The 16,218-nt window shown below is 70.9% G+C and carries 13 protein-coding genes (1 of these 13 only partly in view); 4 read left to right on the forward strand and 9 right to left on the reverse strand.

From position 1 onward, the window contains the following. The 3 genes from AC0KTA_RS09585 to thyX all read right to left on the reverse strand — a co-directional run. A protein-coding gene (locus tag AC0KTA_RS09585) for a ribonuclease J (protein ID WP_481054690.1) crosses the window boundary here: on the reverse strand, positions 1-874 show its 5' portion. The gene continues 812 nt to the left of window position 1, outside the view; the window shows 874 of its 1,686 coding nt (coding positions 1-874); it begins with the start codon at positions 872-874; its stop codon lies beyond the left edge, outside the window. Positions 875-1,004: 130 nt separating this feature from the next. Next, entirely contained in the window at positions 1,005-1,904 is a 900-nt protein-coding gene (gene dapA, locus AC0KTA_RS09590) for a 4-hydroxy-tetrahydrodipicolinate synthase (RefSeq protein WP_481054691.1), read from the reverse strand. A gap of 260 nt (positions 1,905-2,164) precedes the next feature. Next, positions 2,165-2,905: an FAD-dependent thymidylate synthase gene (gene thyX / locus AC0KTA_RS09595; RefSeq protein ID WP_481054692.1), complete on the reverse strand. Its 741-nt coding sequence runs from the start codon at positions 2,903-2,905 to the stop codon at positions 2,165-2,167. A 210-nt stretch (positions 2,906-3,115) separates the two neighbouring features. On the opposite strand from thyX, the gene AC0KTA_RS09600 reads away from it, so the two are divergent. Continuing rightward, on the forward strand, positions 3,116-3,355 hold the full coding sequence (locus tag AC0KTA_RS09600; protein WP_481054693.1) for a hypothetical protein: 240 nt from the start codon (positions 3,116-3,118) through the stop codon (positions 3,353-3,355). A gap of 120 nt (positions 3,356-3,475) precedes the next feature. Further along, positions 3,476-4,036, forward strand: a complete 561-nt coding sequence (locus AC0KTA_RS09605; RefSeq protein ID WP_481054694.1) for a hypothetical protein — start codon at positions 3,476-3,478, stop codon at positions 4,034-4,036. A 78-nt stretch (positions 4,037-4,114) separates the two neighbouring features. Here the strand turns inward: AC0KTA_RS09605 and AC0KTA_RS09610 are convergent, their stop codons facing one another. The 6 genes from AC0KTA_RS09610 to eccD form a co-directional block, all read right to left on the reverse strand. Then, positions 4,115-4,567, reverse strand: a complete 453-nt coding sequence (locus tag AC0KTA_RS09610; RefSeq protein ID WP_481054695.1) for a tetratricopeptide repeat protein — start codon at positions 4,565-4,567, stop codon at positions 4,115-4,117. 32 nt (positions 4,568-4,599) lie between these two features. Next, on the reverse strand, positions 4,600-5,352 hold the full coding sequence (dapB, locus tag AC0KTA_RS09615; RefSeq protein ID WP_481054696.1) for a 4-hydroxy-tetrahydrodipicolinate reductase: 753 nt from the start codon (positions 5,350-5,352) through the stop codon (positions 4,600-4,602). A 66-nt stretch (positions 5,353-5,418) separates the two neighbouring features. After that, positions 5,419-6,798: a M16 family metallopeptidase gene (locus AC0KTA_RS09620; RefSeq protein WP_481054697.1), complete on the reverse strand. Its 1,380-nt coding sequence runs from the start codon at positions 6,796-6,798 to the stop codon at positions 5,419-5,421. Beyond that, entirely contained in the window at positions 6,795-9,035 is a 2,241-nt protein-coding gene (locus AC0KTA_RS09625) for a polyribonucleotide nucleotidyltransferase (RefSeq protein ID WP_481054698.1), read from the reverse strand. Before AC0KTA_RS09625 ends, AC0KTA_RS09620 begins: the two co-directional genes overlap by 4 nt. 399 nt (positions 9,036-9,434) lie before the next feature. Then, positions 9,435-9,722, reverse strand: a complete 288-nt coding sequence (gene rpsO, locus AC0KTA_RS09630; RefSeq protein ID WP_030753863.1) for a 30S ribosomal protein S15 — start codon at positions 9,720-9,722, stop codon at positions 9,435-9,437. A gap of 198 nt (positions 9,723-9,920) precedes the next feature. Beyond that, positions 9,921-11,477, reverse strand: a complete 1,557-nt coding sequence (eccD, locus tag AC0KTA_RS09635) for a type VII secretion integral membrane protein EccD (protein WP_481054699.1) — start codon at positions 11,475-11,477, stop codon at positions 9,921-9,923. Positions 11,478-11,765: 288 nt separating this feature from the next. Between eccD and eccCa the strand changes: the two genes are divergently transcribed. Then, complete coding sequence (gene eccCa / locus AC0KTA_RS09640; protein ID WP_481054700.1) at positions 11,766-15,740, forward strand: type VII secretion protein EccCa; 3,975 nt, start codon at positions 11,766-11,768, stop codon at positions 15,738-15,740. 137 nt (positions 15,741-15,877) lie between these two features. Then, entirely contained in the window at positions 15,878-16,210 is a 333-nt protein-coding gene (locus tag AC0KTA_RS09645) for a DUF397 domain-containing protein (protein WP_481054701.1), read from the forward strand. Positions 16,211-16,218 lie beyond the last annotated feature (8 nt).

Genomic DNA, 16,218 nt, shown 5'->3' on the forward strand with positions numbered 1-16,218 from the left:
CGTCGACGACGAGGCCCGGCGGGACCTTCAGATAGCCGAGGTCACGGGCGATGCCCATGTTGCGGACCATCGAGCGGCCGACGAAGGCGACCCGGCGGCCGTACTCGTGCGCCGCGTCGAGGATCTGCTGGATGCGGTGCACATGGCTGGCGAAGCTGGCCACGATGATCCGCTTGCGGGCGCCCGCGAAGACCTGGCGGAGCACGTTCGAGATGTCGCGCTCCGGCGGGACGAAGCCCGGGACCTCGGCGTTCGTCGAGTCGGAGAGAAGAAGGTCGATGCCCTCCTCGCTCAGGCGCGCGAAGGCGTGCAGGTCGGTGAGGCGGCGGTCCAGCGGGAGCTGGTCCATCTTGAAGTCGCCGGTGTGCACCACCATGCCCGCGGGCGTGCGGATGGCGACCGCGAGCGCGTCCGGGATGGAGTGGTTGACCGCGACGAACTCGCAGTCGAAGGGGCCGACGCGCTCGCGGTGGCCCTCGGCGACCTCGAGCGTGTAGGGCCGGATGCGGTGCTCCTGGAGCTTGGCCTCGATCAGGGCGAGGGTCAGCTTGGAGCCGATCAGCGGGATGTCCGGCTTCTCGCGCAGGAGATAGGGGACGCCACCGATGTGGTCCTCGTGGCCGTGCGTGAGGACGATGCCCTCGATGTCGTCGAGGCGGTCCCGGATGGACGTGAAGTCCGGCAGGATCAGGTCGATTCCGGGCTGCTCCTCCTCGGGGAAGAGCACTCCGCAGTCGACGATCAGGAGACGCCCGTCGTACTCGAAGACGGTCATGTTGCGGCCGATCTCGCCGAGGCCGCCGAGCGGGGTGACCCGCAGGCCGCCCTTCGGGAGCTTCGGCGGGGCGCCGAGTTCAGGATGCGGATGACTCAAAAGACTCTCCTCACCACGCGCGCCACGTACCTCCGGGGCACGTGGCGCGCATGACGTTCGTGCAGTAGCAGTTGTCTGGGTGCAGGCATGTGGCCTGCGATATTGCCTATTCAGTTGTGAAGTCTGTGGTTTACAGCTGTACCCCGCCGGCGGCAAGATCGATCTTGAGCTGAGCGGTCTCCTCGGGGGAGAGCTCGACCAGCGGCAGGCGCAGCGGTCCGCCGGGGCGGCCCTGCAGGGCGAGTGCCGCCTTGGTGGTGATCACACCCTGCGTACGGAACATGCCCGTGAAGACCGGGAGCAGCTTCTGGTGGATCTCGGTCGCCTTCTGTACGTCGCCGTTGGCGTGCGCCTCGAGCATCGCGCGCAGCTCGGGCGTGACGACATGGCTGACGACGGAGACGAAGCCGCACGCGCCGACCGAGAGCAGCGGCAGGTTGAGCATGTCGTCGCCGGAGTACCAGGCGAGGCCGGAGCGGGCGATGGCCCAGCTGGCGCGGCCCAGGTCACCCTTGGCGTCCTTGTTGGCGACGATACGCGGGTGCTCGGCGAGGCGCACGATCGTTTCGGTGTTGATCGGTACGCCGCTGCGGCCCGGGATGTCGTACAGCATCACCGGCAGCTCGGTGGCGTCGGCGATCGCGGTGAAGTGCCGGAAGAGGCCTTCCTGCGGGGGCTTGTTGTAGTACGGCGTGACGGTGAGCAGGCCGTGTGCGCCGGCTCGTTCGGCGGCGCGGGCGAGCTCGATGCTGTGCCGGGTGTCGTTCGTGCCGACGCCGGCCACGATGTGGGCGCGGCCTCCGACGGCGTCCACTACGGCTCGTACAAGCTCGGTTTTCTCCGCGTCGCTGGTGGTCGGGGACTCGCCGGTGGTGCCGTTGACGATCAGGCCGTCGTTGCCTGCGTCCACCAGGTGGGCGGCGAGCTGCTGCGCGCCGTCGATGTCGAGTGCGCCGTCCGCCGTGAAGGGCGTGACCATGGCGGTGAGGACCCGCCCGAAGGGGGTCTGCGGAGTGGAGGTCGGAGCCATGGGTAACACGCTACTCGCTGCTCAGTGCGGGGTCGCCCCTCGGGTGACGCACAGGGCCTGACGAGGGAGGAGCCCGGCACTGCCTGCTCGGGGGTTCAAGCAGTGCCGGGTCCGTTTGATCAGGCTAGATGAACTTCTAGAAATGCCGCAATACGGACACTTCGCTCGGCTCATCCGCACATCAGTGCCTCAAGGAGCCGCGCGTCCGCGCGTCCTGGGGCGCGACGACGGTGCCGTGCGCGGTCGCACGCCCCCCGGGGTCAGGGAGCGACGCGGCCGTTGGTGTTGAAGGCCGCGTGCGTGAGCGGCATGAGCCTGGCCCACTCCTGCTCCATCTTCTCGCCGACCATCTCGATCTCCCGCTGCGGGAAGGACGGGACCTTGGCGAGCTCGTGCTGCGTGCGCAGGCCGAGGAAGTGCATCAGGGAGCGGGCGTTGCACGTCGCGTACATCGACGAGAACAGGCCCACCGGCAGGACCGCGCGGGCCACTTCGCGGGCCACGCCCGCGGCCAGCATCTCCTGATACGCCTCGTACGCCTGGCGGTACGAGTCCTCCATCACGCGGCCCGTCAGCTCCTGCTGGGCCTGGGTGCCCTCGACGAAGACGTACTTCCCCGGGCGGCCTTCCTGGACGAGCTTGCGGGACTCGTCCGGGACGTAGAAGACGGGCTGGAGCTCCCTGTACCTGCCCGATTCCTCGTTGTACGACCAGCCGACGCGGTGGCGCATGAACTCGCGGAAGACGAAGATCGGGGCGCTGATGAAGAACGTCATCGAGTTGTGCTCGAAGGGGCTGCCGTGGCGGTCCCGCATCAAGTAGTTGATCAGGCCCTTGGAGCGCTCCGGGTCCTTCTTCAGCTCGTCCAGGGACTGCTCGCCCGCGGTCGAGACCCGCGCCGCCCACAGGACGTCCTGGTCGGTCGCGGCGTGCTTGACCAGCTCGACCGTCACATCGCTGCGGAAGCTGGGCTTGAGGTCTTCGGCTGGGGTCTCGCTCACTGGCGGGGTCCTTCCATGTGCATCTTCGGGCAGCCCATGTGCGTCTGCGGGCGGCGCCCACTCTATGGCCAGGCACTGACAATCGGCCGTCCGGTGACCCGTCCTGACAATCTTCGGCGAATTTGCCGAAACCGGGCACCTTTTGGTCGTTTCGTGCGTCTGTCTAGTCAACAGAGTTCCGTTCGAGTCCCGTGAGGAGAAGCGCGCCCCATGTTCCGTCGGCGAGAGCCCGTTCCCTTCGCCTTCATCGCCGAAGCCGACAAGTTCCGCAGCAACGTCACTCCCCCACCCCGTGAGCGCGCCACGGCCGGCCAGATCGTGGGCCGGACGCTCATCGGCCTCACCGTGGTGGCCGGCCTGGTGGGCTCCCTGCTCTTCGGGATGCCCGCGATGTCGGCCGACCAGTCGCCCGCGAAGACCCAGCAGTCCGAGGCGTCCGACGGGCGCTGAGGGCCGCCGGCGGTCCTGGCCGGGCGGTAGCCCCCTTGGCCCCCCATGGGTGGTAGCAGGGAGCACGGCTCGATAACCTCACCGGGCACAGCCCATGCGTGGATTGAGTGAGGATCAGCCGTGCCCCTGCCTTTCCTGACCGCGGACCGCGCTTTCGACGACCCGGCCGACGACGCCGCGCTGCCCTTCGAGGACCGCGACCGCTGGCGTCGGCCGTACCGCCCGGGCCCCTGGCGCGTAGCCGCCGCGGCCGTGCTGCTGCTCCTCGCCTCGTACGTCCTCGTGGCCGCCGTGATCATCGCCGCCGCCGGTGCCCTGCCGGGTGCCGCGGCCTGTGCGGGCCTGGCCGTCCTCGTCATCGCCGCCGCCCTGCGGCTGCTGCGCATGGGCACCTGGGTGAGCGCGCAGGGGCTGCGCCGGGTGGCCTTCCTGACCACGCACACGGTGCCGTGGGCACAGGTCGCCTCGGTGCGTACGGCCCAGCAGCCGGTGCGGTGGCTCGGGCTGCCCCGCACCGTGCAGGGGCAGGCCCTGGTCCTCGTACGCAATGACCGGGCCACGAGCGAGCAGCGGCTGCTCCTGACCGACCGGAACGCGGACTTCCTGGCGCGGCGGACGGCCTTCGACCGGGCGGCCGACACCATCGAGGTGTGGGCGGACGAGTACCGGCGCACGGCCTGACCGCGCGTACGGCCTGACCGCGCGCGCGTACGCGAACGGCCTGACCGCGGTGCCGCCCCAGCGGCCGTCAAGCCTCCGCTACACGTTCAGCGCCCTGCCCTCGTGCAGCGCGATCGCCCTCTGCATGGCCTTGCGGGCCCGGGGCGTGTCCCGGGCGTCGTGGTAGGCGACGGCCAGGCGGAACCAGCAGCGCCAGTCGTCGGGGGTGTCCTCCGTCTCCGCCTTGCGCCGGGCGAAGACCTCGTCGGCCGAGTCTCGGTCGATGCGGCCGCTGGGCGTGCGCTTCAACTCGTCGACGGGCAGGCCGCCTTCGGCCTCCAGCTCGGCGGCCAGGCGGTTCGCGCGCCGCACGAACCGCGTGTTCTGCCACAGGAACCAGACGCCGATGACCGGCAGGATCAGCACCGCGACGCCGAAGGTGACGGTGAGGACGGTGCCGTGCTGTATCAGGAGCACGCCGCGGCTGCCGACCAGGACGAAATAGACGACCAGGACGGCAGCCGTGACGGCGTAGGTGATCTTCGCTCGCATGGGGTTTCTTTTCCGGATCGGCCGAGGCCCGGTCAGCCGAGGTCCAGGAAGTGTTCCAGGCCGAAGGTCAGACCCGGCGTGGACACCACCCGGCGCGCGCCGAGCAGGATGCCCGGCATGAAGCTGCTGTGGTGCAGCGAGTCGTGCCGGACGGTGAGGGTCTCGCCCTCGCCGCCGAGCAGCACCTCCTGGTGGGCCAGGAGGCCGCGCAGGCGCACGGCGTGCACGGGGACGCCGTCGACGTTGGCGCCGCGGGCGCCGTCGAGCGCCGTCTCGGTCGCGTCCGGCTGCGGGGCGCTGCCCGCCTGCTCGCGGGCAGCGGCGATGAGCTGGGCGGTGCGGGTGGCGGTGCCGCTGGGGGCGTCGGCCTTGTTCGGGTGGTGCAGCTCGACGACCTCGACCGACTCGAAGTACGGCGCGGCGATCTGCGCGAACTTCATCGTCAGGACGGCGCCGATGGAGAAGTTCGGCGCGATGAGCACGCCGGTCTCCGGTGACGCGGCCAGCCAGGTGCGGAGCTGCGCGAGGCGCTCGTCGGTCCACCCCGTCGTACCGACGACGGCGTGGATGCCGTGACGTACGCAGAAGTCGAGGTTGTCCATCACCGACGACGGGGTGGTCAGCTCCACCGCGACCTGGGCGCCGGACTCGGCCAGCGTCTCCAGGCCGTCGCCCCGCCCGAGAGCGGCGACCAGCTCCATGTCGTCGGCGGCCTCGACGGCCCGCACCGCCTCGGAGCCGATCCGGCCCTTGGCGCCGATGACCGCCACGCGCAGCTTGCTCATGTCCTTCATTCCTTACGGGAGTTGGGCGGAGTTGGGCCCTCGGTCGGGCGGCGCAGCCGGGCGCCGCTAGGCGACCGCGTCGTGCAGGCGCGCCGCCTGCTTGTCCTGGAGCGGGCCGATCGCGGAGAGCGAGGGGCGCCGGCTCAGGACGTCCCGGGCCACTTCGCGCACCTCGTCCGGCGTGACCGCCGTGATCTTGGCGAGCATGTCGTCGACCGACATCTGCTCGCCCCAGCACAGCTCGCTCTTGCCGATGCGGTTCATCAGCGCGCCGGTGTCCTCGAGGCCGAGGACGGTGGAGCCCGCGAGCTGGCCGATGGCGCGGGCGATCTCGTCGTCCGTGAGGCCGTGCCGGGCGACGTGGTCCAGCTCGTCGCGGCAGATCTTCAGGACGTCGTGCACCTGGCTCGGGCGGCAGCCCGCGTACACACCGAAGAGGCCGGTGTCGGCGAATCCGGAGGTGTACGAGTACACGCTGTACGCCAGCCCGCGCTTCTCGCGCACTTCCTGGAACAGGCGCGACGACATGCCGCCGCCGAGCGCGGTGTTCAGGACGCCGAGGGCCCAGCGGCGCTCGTCGGTGCGGGCGAGGCCCGGCATGCCGAGGATGACGTGGGCCTGCTCGGTCTTGCGGTCGACGAGCTCGACGCGGCCGGACGTGGTCAGGCGGCGCGAGCCCGTGCGGGGCGTGAGCGGCGCGGCGTCCGTGCGGTGCAGTGCGCCGGCCTTCTCGAAGGCGGCGCGGACCTGGCGGACGACCTTCTGGTGGTCGATGTTGCCGGCCGCGGCGACGACGAGGTGGGTCGGGTCGTAGTGCTTCTTGTAGAAGCGGCGTATGCGCTCGGCGGTGAGGGCGTTGACGGTGTCGACGGTGCCGAGGACCGGGCGGCCCAGCGGGGTGTCGCCGAGCAGCGTGTGCGCGAACAGGTCGTGCACGCAGTCGCCCGGGTCGTCCTCCGTCATCGCGATCTCTTCGAGGATGACGCCGCGCTCCGCGTCGACGTCCTCCTGCTCGATGAGCGAGCCGGTGAGCATGTCACAGACGACGTCGATCGCGAGGGGCAGGTCGGTGTCGAGCACGCGCGCGTAGTAGCACGTGTACTCCTTGGCCGTGAACGCGTTCATCTCGCCGCCGACGGCGTCGATGGCGGAGGAGATGTCCAGGGCGCTGCGCCGGGAGGTGCCCTTGAAGAGCAGGTGCTCCAGGTAGTGCGTCGCCCCGTTCAGGGACGGGGTCTCGTCCCGTGAGCCCACGTGGGCCCAGATGCCGAAGGTCGCCGAGCGGACGGAGGGCAGGGTCTCGGTGACGATGCGCAGGCACCCGGGGAGGGTGGTCTTGCGGACCGTGCCGATGCCGTTCTCGCCCTTGATGAGGGTTTGGGTACGGGCGACGGCCCGCGCCTCCGAAGAGGTGCGGGCCGTCGCCTTGGAGCTACGGGACGTCACTTGGCAGCGTCGTCCTTTGCGTCGTCGGCCTTCGCGTCGGCGTTCTCCTCGGCGTCCTCGCCCTCGACCACGGGGATGAGGGAGAGCTTGCCGCGGGAGTCGATCTCGGCGATCTCGACCTGGACCTTCTGGCCCACACCGAGGACGTCCTCGACGTTCTCCACGCGCTTGCCGCCGGCGAGCTTGCGGATCTGCGAGATGTGCAGCAGACCGTCCTTGCCCGGGAGCAGCGACACGAACGCGCCGAAGGTGGTCGTCTTGACGACCGTGCCCAGGTAGCGCTCGCCGACCTCCGGCATGGTCGGGTTGGCGATGCCGTTGATCGTGGCGCGGGCGGCCTCGGCGGCCGGGCCGTCGGCGGCACCGATGTAGATGGTGCCGTCGTCCTCGATCGTGATGTCGGCGCCGGTGTCCTCCTGGATCTGGTTGATCATCTTGCCCTTGGGGCCGATGACCTCACCGATCTTGTCCACGGGGATCTTGACGGTGATGATCCGCGGGGCGTTCGGGGACATCTCGTCCGGGACGTCGATCGCTTCCATCATCACGTCGAGGATGTGGAGGCGGGCGTCGCGGGCCTGCTTCAGGGCGGCGGCCAGGACGGAGGCCGGGATGCCGTCCAGCTTGGTGTCGAGCTGGAGGGCGGTCACGAACTCCTTGGTGCCGGCGACCTTGAAGTCCATGTCACCGAAGGCGTCCTCCGCACCGAGGATGTCGGTGAGGGTGACGTAGTGCGTCTCGCCCTCGATCTCCTGGGAGATCAGGCCCATGGCGATACCGGCGACGGCGGCCTTCAGGGGCACACCGGCGTTCAGCAGCGACATGGTGGAGGCGCAGACGGAGCCCATGGACGTCGAGCCGTTGGAGCCGAGGGCCTCGGACACCTGACGGATGGCGTACGGGAACTCCTCGCGCGTCGGCAGCACCGGCACGAGCGCGCGCTCGGCGAGGGCGCCGTGGCCGATCTCGCGGCGCTTCGGGGAGCCGACGCGGCCGGTCTCGCCGGTGGAGTACGGCGGGAAGTTGTAGTTGTGCATGTAGCGCTTGCGCGTCACCGGGGACAGCGTGTCGAGCTGCTGCTCCATGCGGAGCATGTTCAGCGTGGTGACACCCAGGATCTGGGTCTCGCCGCGCTCGAACAGCGCGGAGCCGTGCACGCGCGGGATGGCCTCGACCTCGGCGGCGAGCGTACGGATGTCGGTCACGCCGCGACCGTCGATCCGCTTCTTCTCCTTGATGACGCGCTCACGGACCAGGGCCTTGGTCAGCGAGCGGTAGGCCGCGGAGATCTCCTTCTCTCGGCCCTCGAACTCCGGGAGGAGCTTCTCGCCGGCCAGCGCCTTGACGCGGTCCAGCTCGGTCTCGCGCTCCTGCTTGCCGGCGATGGTGAGCGCCTGCGCGAGCTCGGGCTTGACGGCGGCGGTGAGGGCCTCCAGCACGTCGTCCTCGTAGTCGAGGAAGATCGGGAACTCGCCGACCGGCTTGGCAGCCTTGGCGGCGAGGTCCGACTGGGCCTTGCAGAGGACCTTGATGAAGGGCTTCGCGGCCTCGAGACCGGCGGCGACGATCTCCTCGGTCGGGGCGTCGGCGCCGCCCTTGACCAGCTGGATGGTCTTCTCGGTGGCCTCGGCCTCGACCATCATGATCGCGACGTCGCCGTCCTCGAGGACGCGACCGGCGACGACCATGTCGAAGACGGCGTCCTCGAGCTCGGTGTGCGTCGGGAAGGCGACCCACTGGCCCTTGATGAGCGCCACGCGGGTGCCGCCGATCGGGCCCGAGAAGGGCAGGCCCGCGAGCTGCGTGGAGCAGGAGGCGGCGTTGATCGCGACCACGTCGTACAGGTGGTCGGGGTTGAGCGCCATGATCGTCTCGACGACCTGGATCTCGTTGCGCAGGCCCTTCTTGAAGGACGGGCGCAGCGGGCGGTCGATCAGGCGGCAGGTGAGGATCGCGTCCTCGGAGGGCCGGCCCTCACGACGGAAGAAGCTGCCGGGGATCTTGCCGGCGGCGTACATCCGCTCCTCGACGTCCACCGTCAGGGGGAAGAAGTCGAGCTGGTCCTTGGGCTTCTTGGAAGCGGTGGTGGCCGACAGCACCATGGTGTCGTCGTCCAGGTAGGCCACGGCGGAGCCGGCGGCCTGACGGGCCAGGCGGCCCGTCTCGAAGCGGATGGTGCGGGTGCCGAAGGTGCCGTTGTCGATGACGGCCTCGGCGTAGTGGGTCTCGTTCTCCACTAGCGGTTCTCCTACGTTTGTCTTCGCCCCCGGGCCCGTGTGGCCTGGGAGTTTCCCCGGGCCCGTGTGGCCTGAGGGTCCCCCGCCCGTATGGCCGGGGAGGTTCCACCGTCGGCCCGTGTGGCCTTGGGTGGTGTGGAGAAGCGCGCCGTGTGTGCGGGCCGGTCTTCGATCGAAGCACCCGGGGTTCGTCTTTTTCGTATCCCGGGGGCCACTACCGAGGACCGGCGGCGGCTGGATGCGCCTCTCCTATGGGGTTGTGATCGCGGGCTCGTGCCCGCTTCCGGTGGTGTGCCGGATGTCACCAGACTACAAAGGGCCGGTGACACCGCGCACGTACAGCAAAGGGAGCGGCCCCCTTCGAGTGCTTCGAGTGGGAACCGCTCCCTTCACGGCGTCTTACTTGGCGCCCGCCGCGCCGCGGCGGATGCCGAGCCGGTCAACCAGGGCACGGAAGCGCTGGATGTCCTTCTTGGCCAGGTACTGCAGCAGACGGCGGCGCTGGCCGACGAGGATCAGCAGACCACGACGGGAGTGGTGGTCGTGCTTGTGCGTCTTCAGGTGCTCGGTCAGGTCCGAGATGCGGCGGGAGAGCAGCGCGACCTGGACCTCGGGGGAGCCGGTGTCGCCCTCCTTGGTGCCGAACTCGGTCATGATCTGCTTCTTCGTAGCGGCGTCGAGCGACACGCGTACTCCTTGTGATGTCTTTGGTGCCTTCGAGTGCCCCTGGTCTTCTTCTCAGGGGAGCTTCCTTGACTCGGGAGGCGGGATCCCGCCGCGCTTTCCCTGGCCGGGGGCCTTGGGGGTGCGCAGACATGCGGGCGTTACACAGAGTACCAGGCTGAGGGCAGGGGCCCTCCCGGGCCCCGCTCCTGCCCTCTCACGTCAGCTTGTCAGCGCGCGGGCTGATGCGTACACGTCGAAGACCGCCAGTGTCAGCGGCACCAAGGTCAGGAGGACGAAGACCTCCGCGATCTCCAGGAAGCGGCCCCAGAAGGGTGTCACGCCGCTGCGGGCGGTGATCAGGCCGATGGCCGTGGTGAGGGCGGTGGTGGCCGCGATGGCGGCGACGAGCCAGATGGTGCGTACGTCGAGTGCCGCGGTGTCGCCGTTGAGGGCGTCGCGCATCAGGCTCTCCGGCGGGTTCAGGCAGAGGCCTACGCCGAGCAGGAGCAGGCACGCCAGGCCCGCCGCCAGAGCGGCCGCGACCTGGGCGGTGTAGCGGAAGAGCTGGGCCCGCATCAGCATGGCGATGCCGGTGGCGAGGGCGAGGAGCCGGGCCCACACGTCGTCCGAGAAGCCGAGGACCGCCGCGGCGCCGACGGACACCAGGGCGCAGCCGCCGACGAGGCCGATGAGCAGTTCGTGGCCGCGCCGGGCCTGGGCGGCGACGCGTTCGCCGTCGACCGGGTCCTGGGGCGCGGGGTCGGGGTCGGGGTCGTACGTCCGGCGCGAGGCGTGCGGCGGCTCGTAGCCGATGGGCAGCCGGGCGAAGCGCATGGACAGGCCCGGCAGGAAGGCGAGCGCGCCGACGGCGAACGGGGCGCAGAGCGCAGCCGTCTCGGCCGGTGTCAGCTCATTGAGGCTCGCCGTGAACGCGGCGAGGAGCCCCACGGCGGCGGCGAAGGCGCACGCCACGAACGGGCCGTCCGCCCGCGGCGACACCAGGACGAGCACCACCGACGCGATCAGTACGGCCGCGCAGGCGAGCAGGAACTGGAGCTTGCCGATCCCCTGCCCGTCGGCCGGCGGAAGCAGCCCCGAGCCCGCGACCGCCATGTTCGGCAGCGCGCCGAGGCCGAGCGCGACGGACGCGGCCCGGTCGTCGTAGATCCGGGCCCGGACGCCGGCGAGGGTGACAAGGAGCAGGCCGGCGACGGCGGCGAGGATGCCGGGGAGGCCGTGCGTGTCGTGCCGGGGGGCCGCGGTCCAGGTCGCGAAGGCGAGGAGGAACGGCAGCACGGCGCCGCCGGTCAGGCCCGCGAGGCGGGTCAGCTCGGCGTTCCACAGGGAGCGGTCGCGCGTGACCGCGGAGGCGATGGCGTCGGACACGTCGTCGAAGACGGCCGGGGGCAGCGACGCGGAGAAGGGCCGCAGCGTGAGGAGTTCACCGTCGAGGATGCGCTGGGCCGCGAAGGAGCGCGCGCTGTCGAGGACCGCGCCGTCCCGGCGTACGAGGTGGTATCCGACCGGGGCGCCTTCGGCGGGGCTCTGCCGCGACAGGCGCAGGATCTCCGGGTAGAGGTCGGCGACGGGGACGTCGTCGGGCAGCGCGACGTCGATGCGGCTGTCGGGGGCGACGATGGTGACGCGGCAGAAGCCGAGTCCGGCGACGGTCCTGGTGGACGCCGTGGCCGGTCCGCCGGCCGCCGGGCCGCGGCTGCCGGGTGTCTGCCCCGGCCCGTTGGCCCCGGCGGCGGCCGCAGAAGTTGTCACGCTCACCCGCTGTTCTCCTCATGCCCTCGGTCAACCGTCGGCCCCCGCGCACGCACCCAACCGCGCAGAGCGTCACCCCGGCCGACCACCCTGGCCGAAACCCGAACATCCCCGTCACCAAGACCACCGTGAACGGCCGGATTTATTCGCTCAGTTCGCAGATGCTCACGCGAACCAGAGGAACCCTATCGCCCCACGCGACGACGTGTGTCAGTAGGATCGCGAGTCGGCCGACATTCGCCCTCGCAAGGTCAAAGGGGCAATTCCGCACTCCGGCAAGGGAATTGGTGGGCAGTGAGCCACATCATCGTCAAGCGACCGCCGCGGGCTCTGCCGTCCGAGGTGCCCACGGCAGAGGCCGTTCTGCAACCCCCTCCCGAGCTGCCGCGCGGGCAGCAAGAGGGCGCGCTCATGCAATTGTTGCCGATGCTGGGCATGGGCGGCTCCGTGGTGTTCTTCTTCATGCCCACGGCGCATCCGTTCATGAGGATCATGGGCATGGTGATGATCGCGTCGACGATCGCGATGGCCGTGGCGATGCTCATTCGTCACCGCCGCGGCACCCAGGGCCAGTTGGCCGATTTGCGTCGCGACTATCTTCGGTACCTGGCGCAAACACGACGTGCCGCCGTCATCGCGGCGCGGGCGCAGCGGGACGCCCAGTACTACCTCCACCCTTCGCCCGAGCAGCTGTGGGCGCTCGTCGCCGAGGGCAGCCGCGTGTGGGAACGGCGGCCGGGCGACCCGGACTTCGGGCAGGTGCGCGTGGGCCTCGGTCCGCAGGCGCTCGCCACACCGTTGCGCGCGCCGGAGACGGCCCCGGTCGACGACCTCGAACCGCTGACCGCCGGAGCGATGCAGCGCTTCCTCGCCGCGCACACCACGGTGGAGGACCTGCCGATGGCCGTGTCCTTGCGGGCCTTCTACCACCTGACGGTCAGCGGTGAGCCGGAGGCGGTCCGGACCACGGCGCGCGCCCTGACGGCCTCGCTCGTCTCCCTGCACTCGCCCCAGGACCTGGTCGTCGCCATCGCGGCCGGCCAGGACGCGGCCGCCCAGTGGGAGTGGACGAAGTGGCTCCCGCACTGCCAGGCGTCCGACGCGACGGACGGCGCGGGCTCGCGCCGCCTGATCAGCAACGATCCGCGGGAGCTCGAGCGGCTCCTCGCCGCCCGCCTCTCCGGCCGCCCGCGCTTCCAGCCGGCCGGCACACCGGTGCCGGACGAGCCGCACCTCGTCGTCGTCCTCGACGGCGTCACGCTCTCCCCGGACTCCGCCCTCGCCACCGCCGAGGGGCTCCAGGGCGTCACGGTCGTCGAGGTCGTGCCGGGCGAGCTGACGGGCGGGCGCGGCGACCTGTCGATCGTCGTACGGCCGAAGGCGCTGCGCATGGAGTCCGGACACGGCCTGGTGTACGAGGGCACTCCCGACACGCTCTCGTACGAAGCCGCCGAGGCCCTTGCCCGGCAGCTCGCCCCGCTGCGCATCGCGTCGGGCGGTGACGACGACCAGCCGCTGCTCGCCAACCTGGACTTCACCGACCTGCTGGGCCTCGGCGACGCCGCGTCGGTGGACACGGCCCGCACCTGGCGGCCCCGCTCCCTCGCCGAGCGGCTGCGCGTCCCGATCGGCGTGGGCGAGGACGGCCGCCCGGTGATGCTCGACCTCAAGGAGGCGGCCCAGGAGGGCATGGGCCCGCACGGGCTGTGTGTCGGAGCGACGGGTTCCGGCAAGTCGGAGCTGCTGCGCACCCTCGTCCTCGGCCTCGCCGTCACCCACTCCTCGGAGACGCTGAACTTCGTCCTGGCCGACTTCAAGGGCGGCGCGACCTTCGCGGGCATGGCGCAACTGCCGCACGTCGCCGCGATGATCACCAACCTCGCGGACGATCTGGCGCTCGTGGACCGCATGGGCGACTCCATCCGCGGCGAGCTCAACCGCCGCCAGGAGCTGCTGCGCGACGCGGGCAACTACGCAAACATCCACGACTACGAGAAGGCGCGGGCGGCGGGCGCGCCCCTGACACCGATCCCCTCCCTCGTCCTGGTCATCGACGAGTTCAGCGAACTCCTCACCGCCAAGCCCGATTTCATCGACATGTTCGTGCAGATCGGCCGCATCGGCCGCTCGCTCGGCGTGCATCTGCTGCTCGCTTCGCAGCGCCTGGAGGAGGGGCGGCTGCGCGGCCTGGAGACGTACCTCTCGTACCGCGTGGGCCTGCGCACGTTCTCCGTGGCGGAGTCGCGCGCGGCGCTGGGCGTGGCCGACGCCTACCACCTGCCGAACGTCCCCGGATCCGGCTATCTCAAGTTCGGCACGGACGAAATGGTGCGCTTCAAGGCCGCGTACGTGTCCGGAGCGTACCGATCCGGTTCGGCGCAGGCCGCCGCACTCGGCGCGCCGCTGCCGGTGGACCGGCGGCCGGTGCTGTTCACCGCGGCCGAGGTGCCGGTGCGGTACGCGCCGGCCGCGGTGCCCGATCCGCGGGCCGCCGCGGCCCCGGACGCCGACGACGCGCTGGCCGACACGGTGCTCGACGTGATCGTGGGCCGCATCGAGGCCCGCGGGCCGGCCGCGCACCAGGTGTGGCTGCCGCCGCTGGACAGCCCGCCCTCGCTTGACGCGCTCCTTCCGGGGCTCACGGCCGTGCCGGGGCGCGGTCTCACCCAGCCCGGCTACGAGGGCGCGGGCCGCCTCGTCGTACCGCTCGGCCTGGTCGACAAGCCGTACGAGCAGCGCCGCGACCCGCTCTGGTGCGACTTCGCGGGCGCGGCGGGCCATCTGCAGATCCTGGGCGGCCCGCAGTCCGGCAAGTCGACACTGCTGCGCTCCCTGATCGCGTCCTTCGCACTCACCCACACCCCGCACGAAGTGCAGTTCTACGGCCTCGACTTCGGCGGTGGCGGCATGGCGGCGGTCGCGGGCCTGCCGCACGTCGGCGGGGTCGCGTCCCGCCTGGACCCGGAGCGGGTGCGACGGACGGTCGCCGAGGTGTACGGCGTCCTGTCGCGCCGCGAGGAGTACTTCCGTACGGCGGGCATCGCGTCGATCGCCGATTTCCGGGCACGCCGGGCACGCGGCGACATCGCCGTCACGGACCAGCCGTGGGGCGACGTCTTCCTGGTGATCGACGGGTGGGGCAACTTCCGCTCGGAGTACGAGGCGTTGGAGGAGCACGTCCTCGACATCGCGGGCCGTGGCCTCGGCTACGGCATCCACCTGATCCTCGCCGCGTCCCGGTCGATGGAGGTCCGCGCGAACCTCAAGGACCACCTGGTGAACCGCCTGGAGCTGCGGCTCGGCGACACGATGGACTCCGAGTTCGACCGCAAGGTGGCCGCGAACGTGCCCGCGGGCGTGCCCGGCCGTGGCCAGTCGCCGCAGAAGCAGCACTTCATGGCGGCCGTCCCGCGTATCGACGGCGTCTCGTCGGACGCGGACCTCGCCGAGGCGACGGCCGCGCTCGCCACCGAGGTCTCCCGCCACTGGACGCGGCCCGCGGCGCCCCAGGTCCGGCTGCTCCCCCGCGAACTCCCCGCGGAACAGCTGCCTCCGGGGCACGCGTTCCCCGACCGGGGCGTGTCCTTCGCCCTCGACGAGACCAATCTGGCGCCCGTCTTCGTCGACTTCGAGCAGGACCCGTTCTTCCTGGTCTTCGGCGAGAGCGAGACGGGCAAGTCGAACCTGCTGCACCTGCTCACCCAGCGCCTGACGGAGCGCTACAGCGGCGACACCTGCAAGCTCTTCGTGGTCGACAACCGCCGCTCGCTCCTGGACGTCACCCCGGCCTCGCACCTGGCGGAGTACGTCCCGATGTCAAACGCCATGGACCATCACGTCGACGCCCTGGCCGACCTGATGCGGCGCCGCACTCCCACCGCCGACGTCACCGCGCAGCAACTGCGCGACCGCACCTGGTGGTCGGGCCCCACCGTGTTCGTGATCGTGGACGACTACGACCTCGTCTCGACGTCCAGCGGCAACCCGCTCGCCAAACTCGCCGAGCTGCTCCCCTTCGCCCGGGACGTGGGCGTCCGCTTCATCGTCGCGCGCTCGACCGCGGGCGCGAGCCGGGCGGCGTACGAACCCTTCATGCAGCGCATGCTCGAACTCGGGGCGCAGGGTGTCGTCATGGCGGGCGATCCGGGCGAGGGCGACGTCCTCGGCGGGGTGCGACCTCGGCCGATGCCGGTGGGGCGGGGCATCTTCGTCTCACGCAAGCGCGGGAAGCCGCTGGTCCAGACGGGGTTGGTCGCGGGGCGGCCGTGAGGTGTCGCGGAGCGGCCGTGAGTTGTTCGCGGGGCGGCCCGTGAGTTGTCGCGGGGCGGCCCTGAGTAACAGAGCGCGAAGTAAGGTGTGCGCACAGTTCGTCCGTACGTCGTACGTCGGGAAGGGGCCGCTTCACCATGGCCGAGGCACAGCACGAGACGCAGGAGCAGGGCCGGAACCAGGAGTCGGAGCAGGACGTCAAGGCGCGCAAGGAGCGGGAGAAGGACGAGCTGTACGCGCTCGACATCTCCGGCGTCGAGTGGCACAGCGCGCCGGGCACCGAGACACACGAGGAGCGCGTCGAGATCGCGTACCTGCCCGGCGGCGCCGTCGCCATGCGCTCCTCCCTCGAACCGGAGACGGTGCTGCGCTACACCGAGGCGGAGTGGACGGCGTTCGTACTCGGGGCACGAGACGGGGAGTTCGACCTGGAGCCGTCGCCGCGGAATGGCGGTACGGCGGCGGAGTAGGGCCGGCG

It is taken from the genome of Streptomyces sp. Y309 (genome assembly GCF_056712025.1).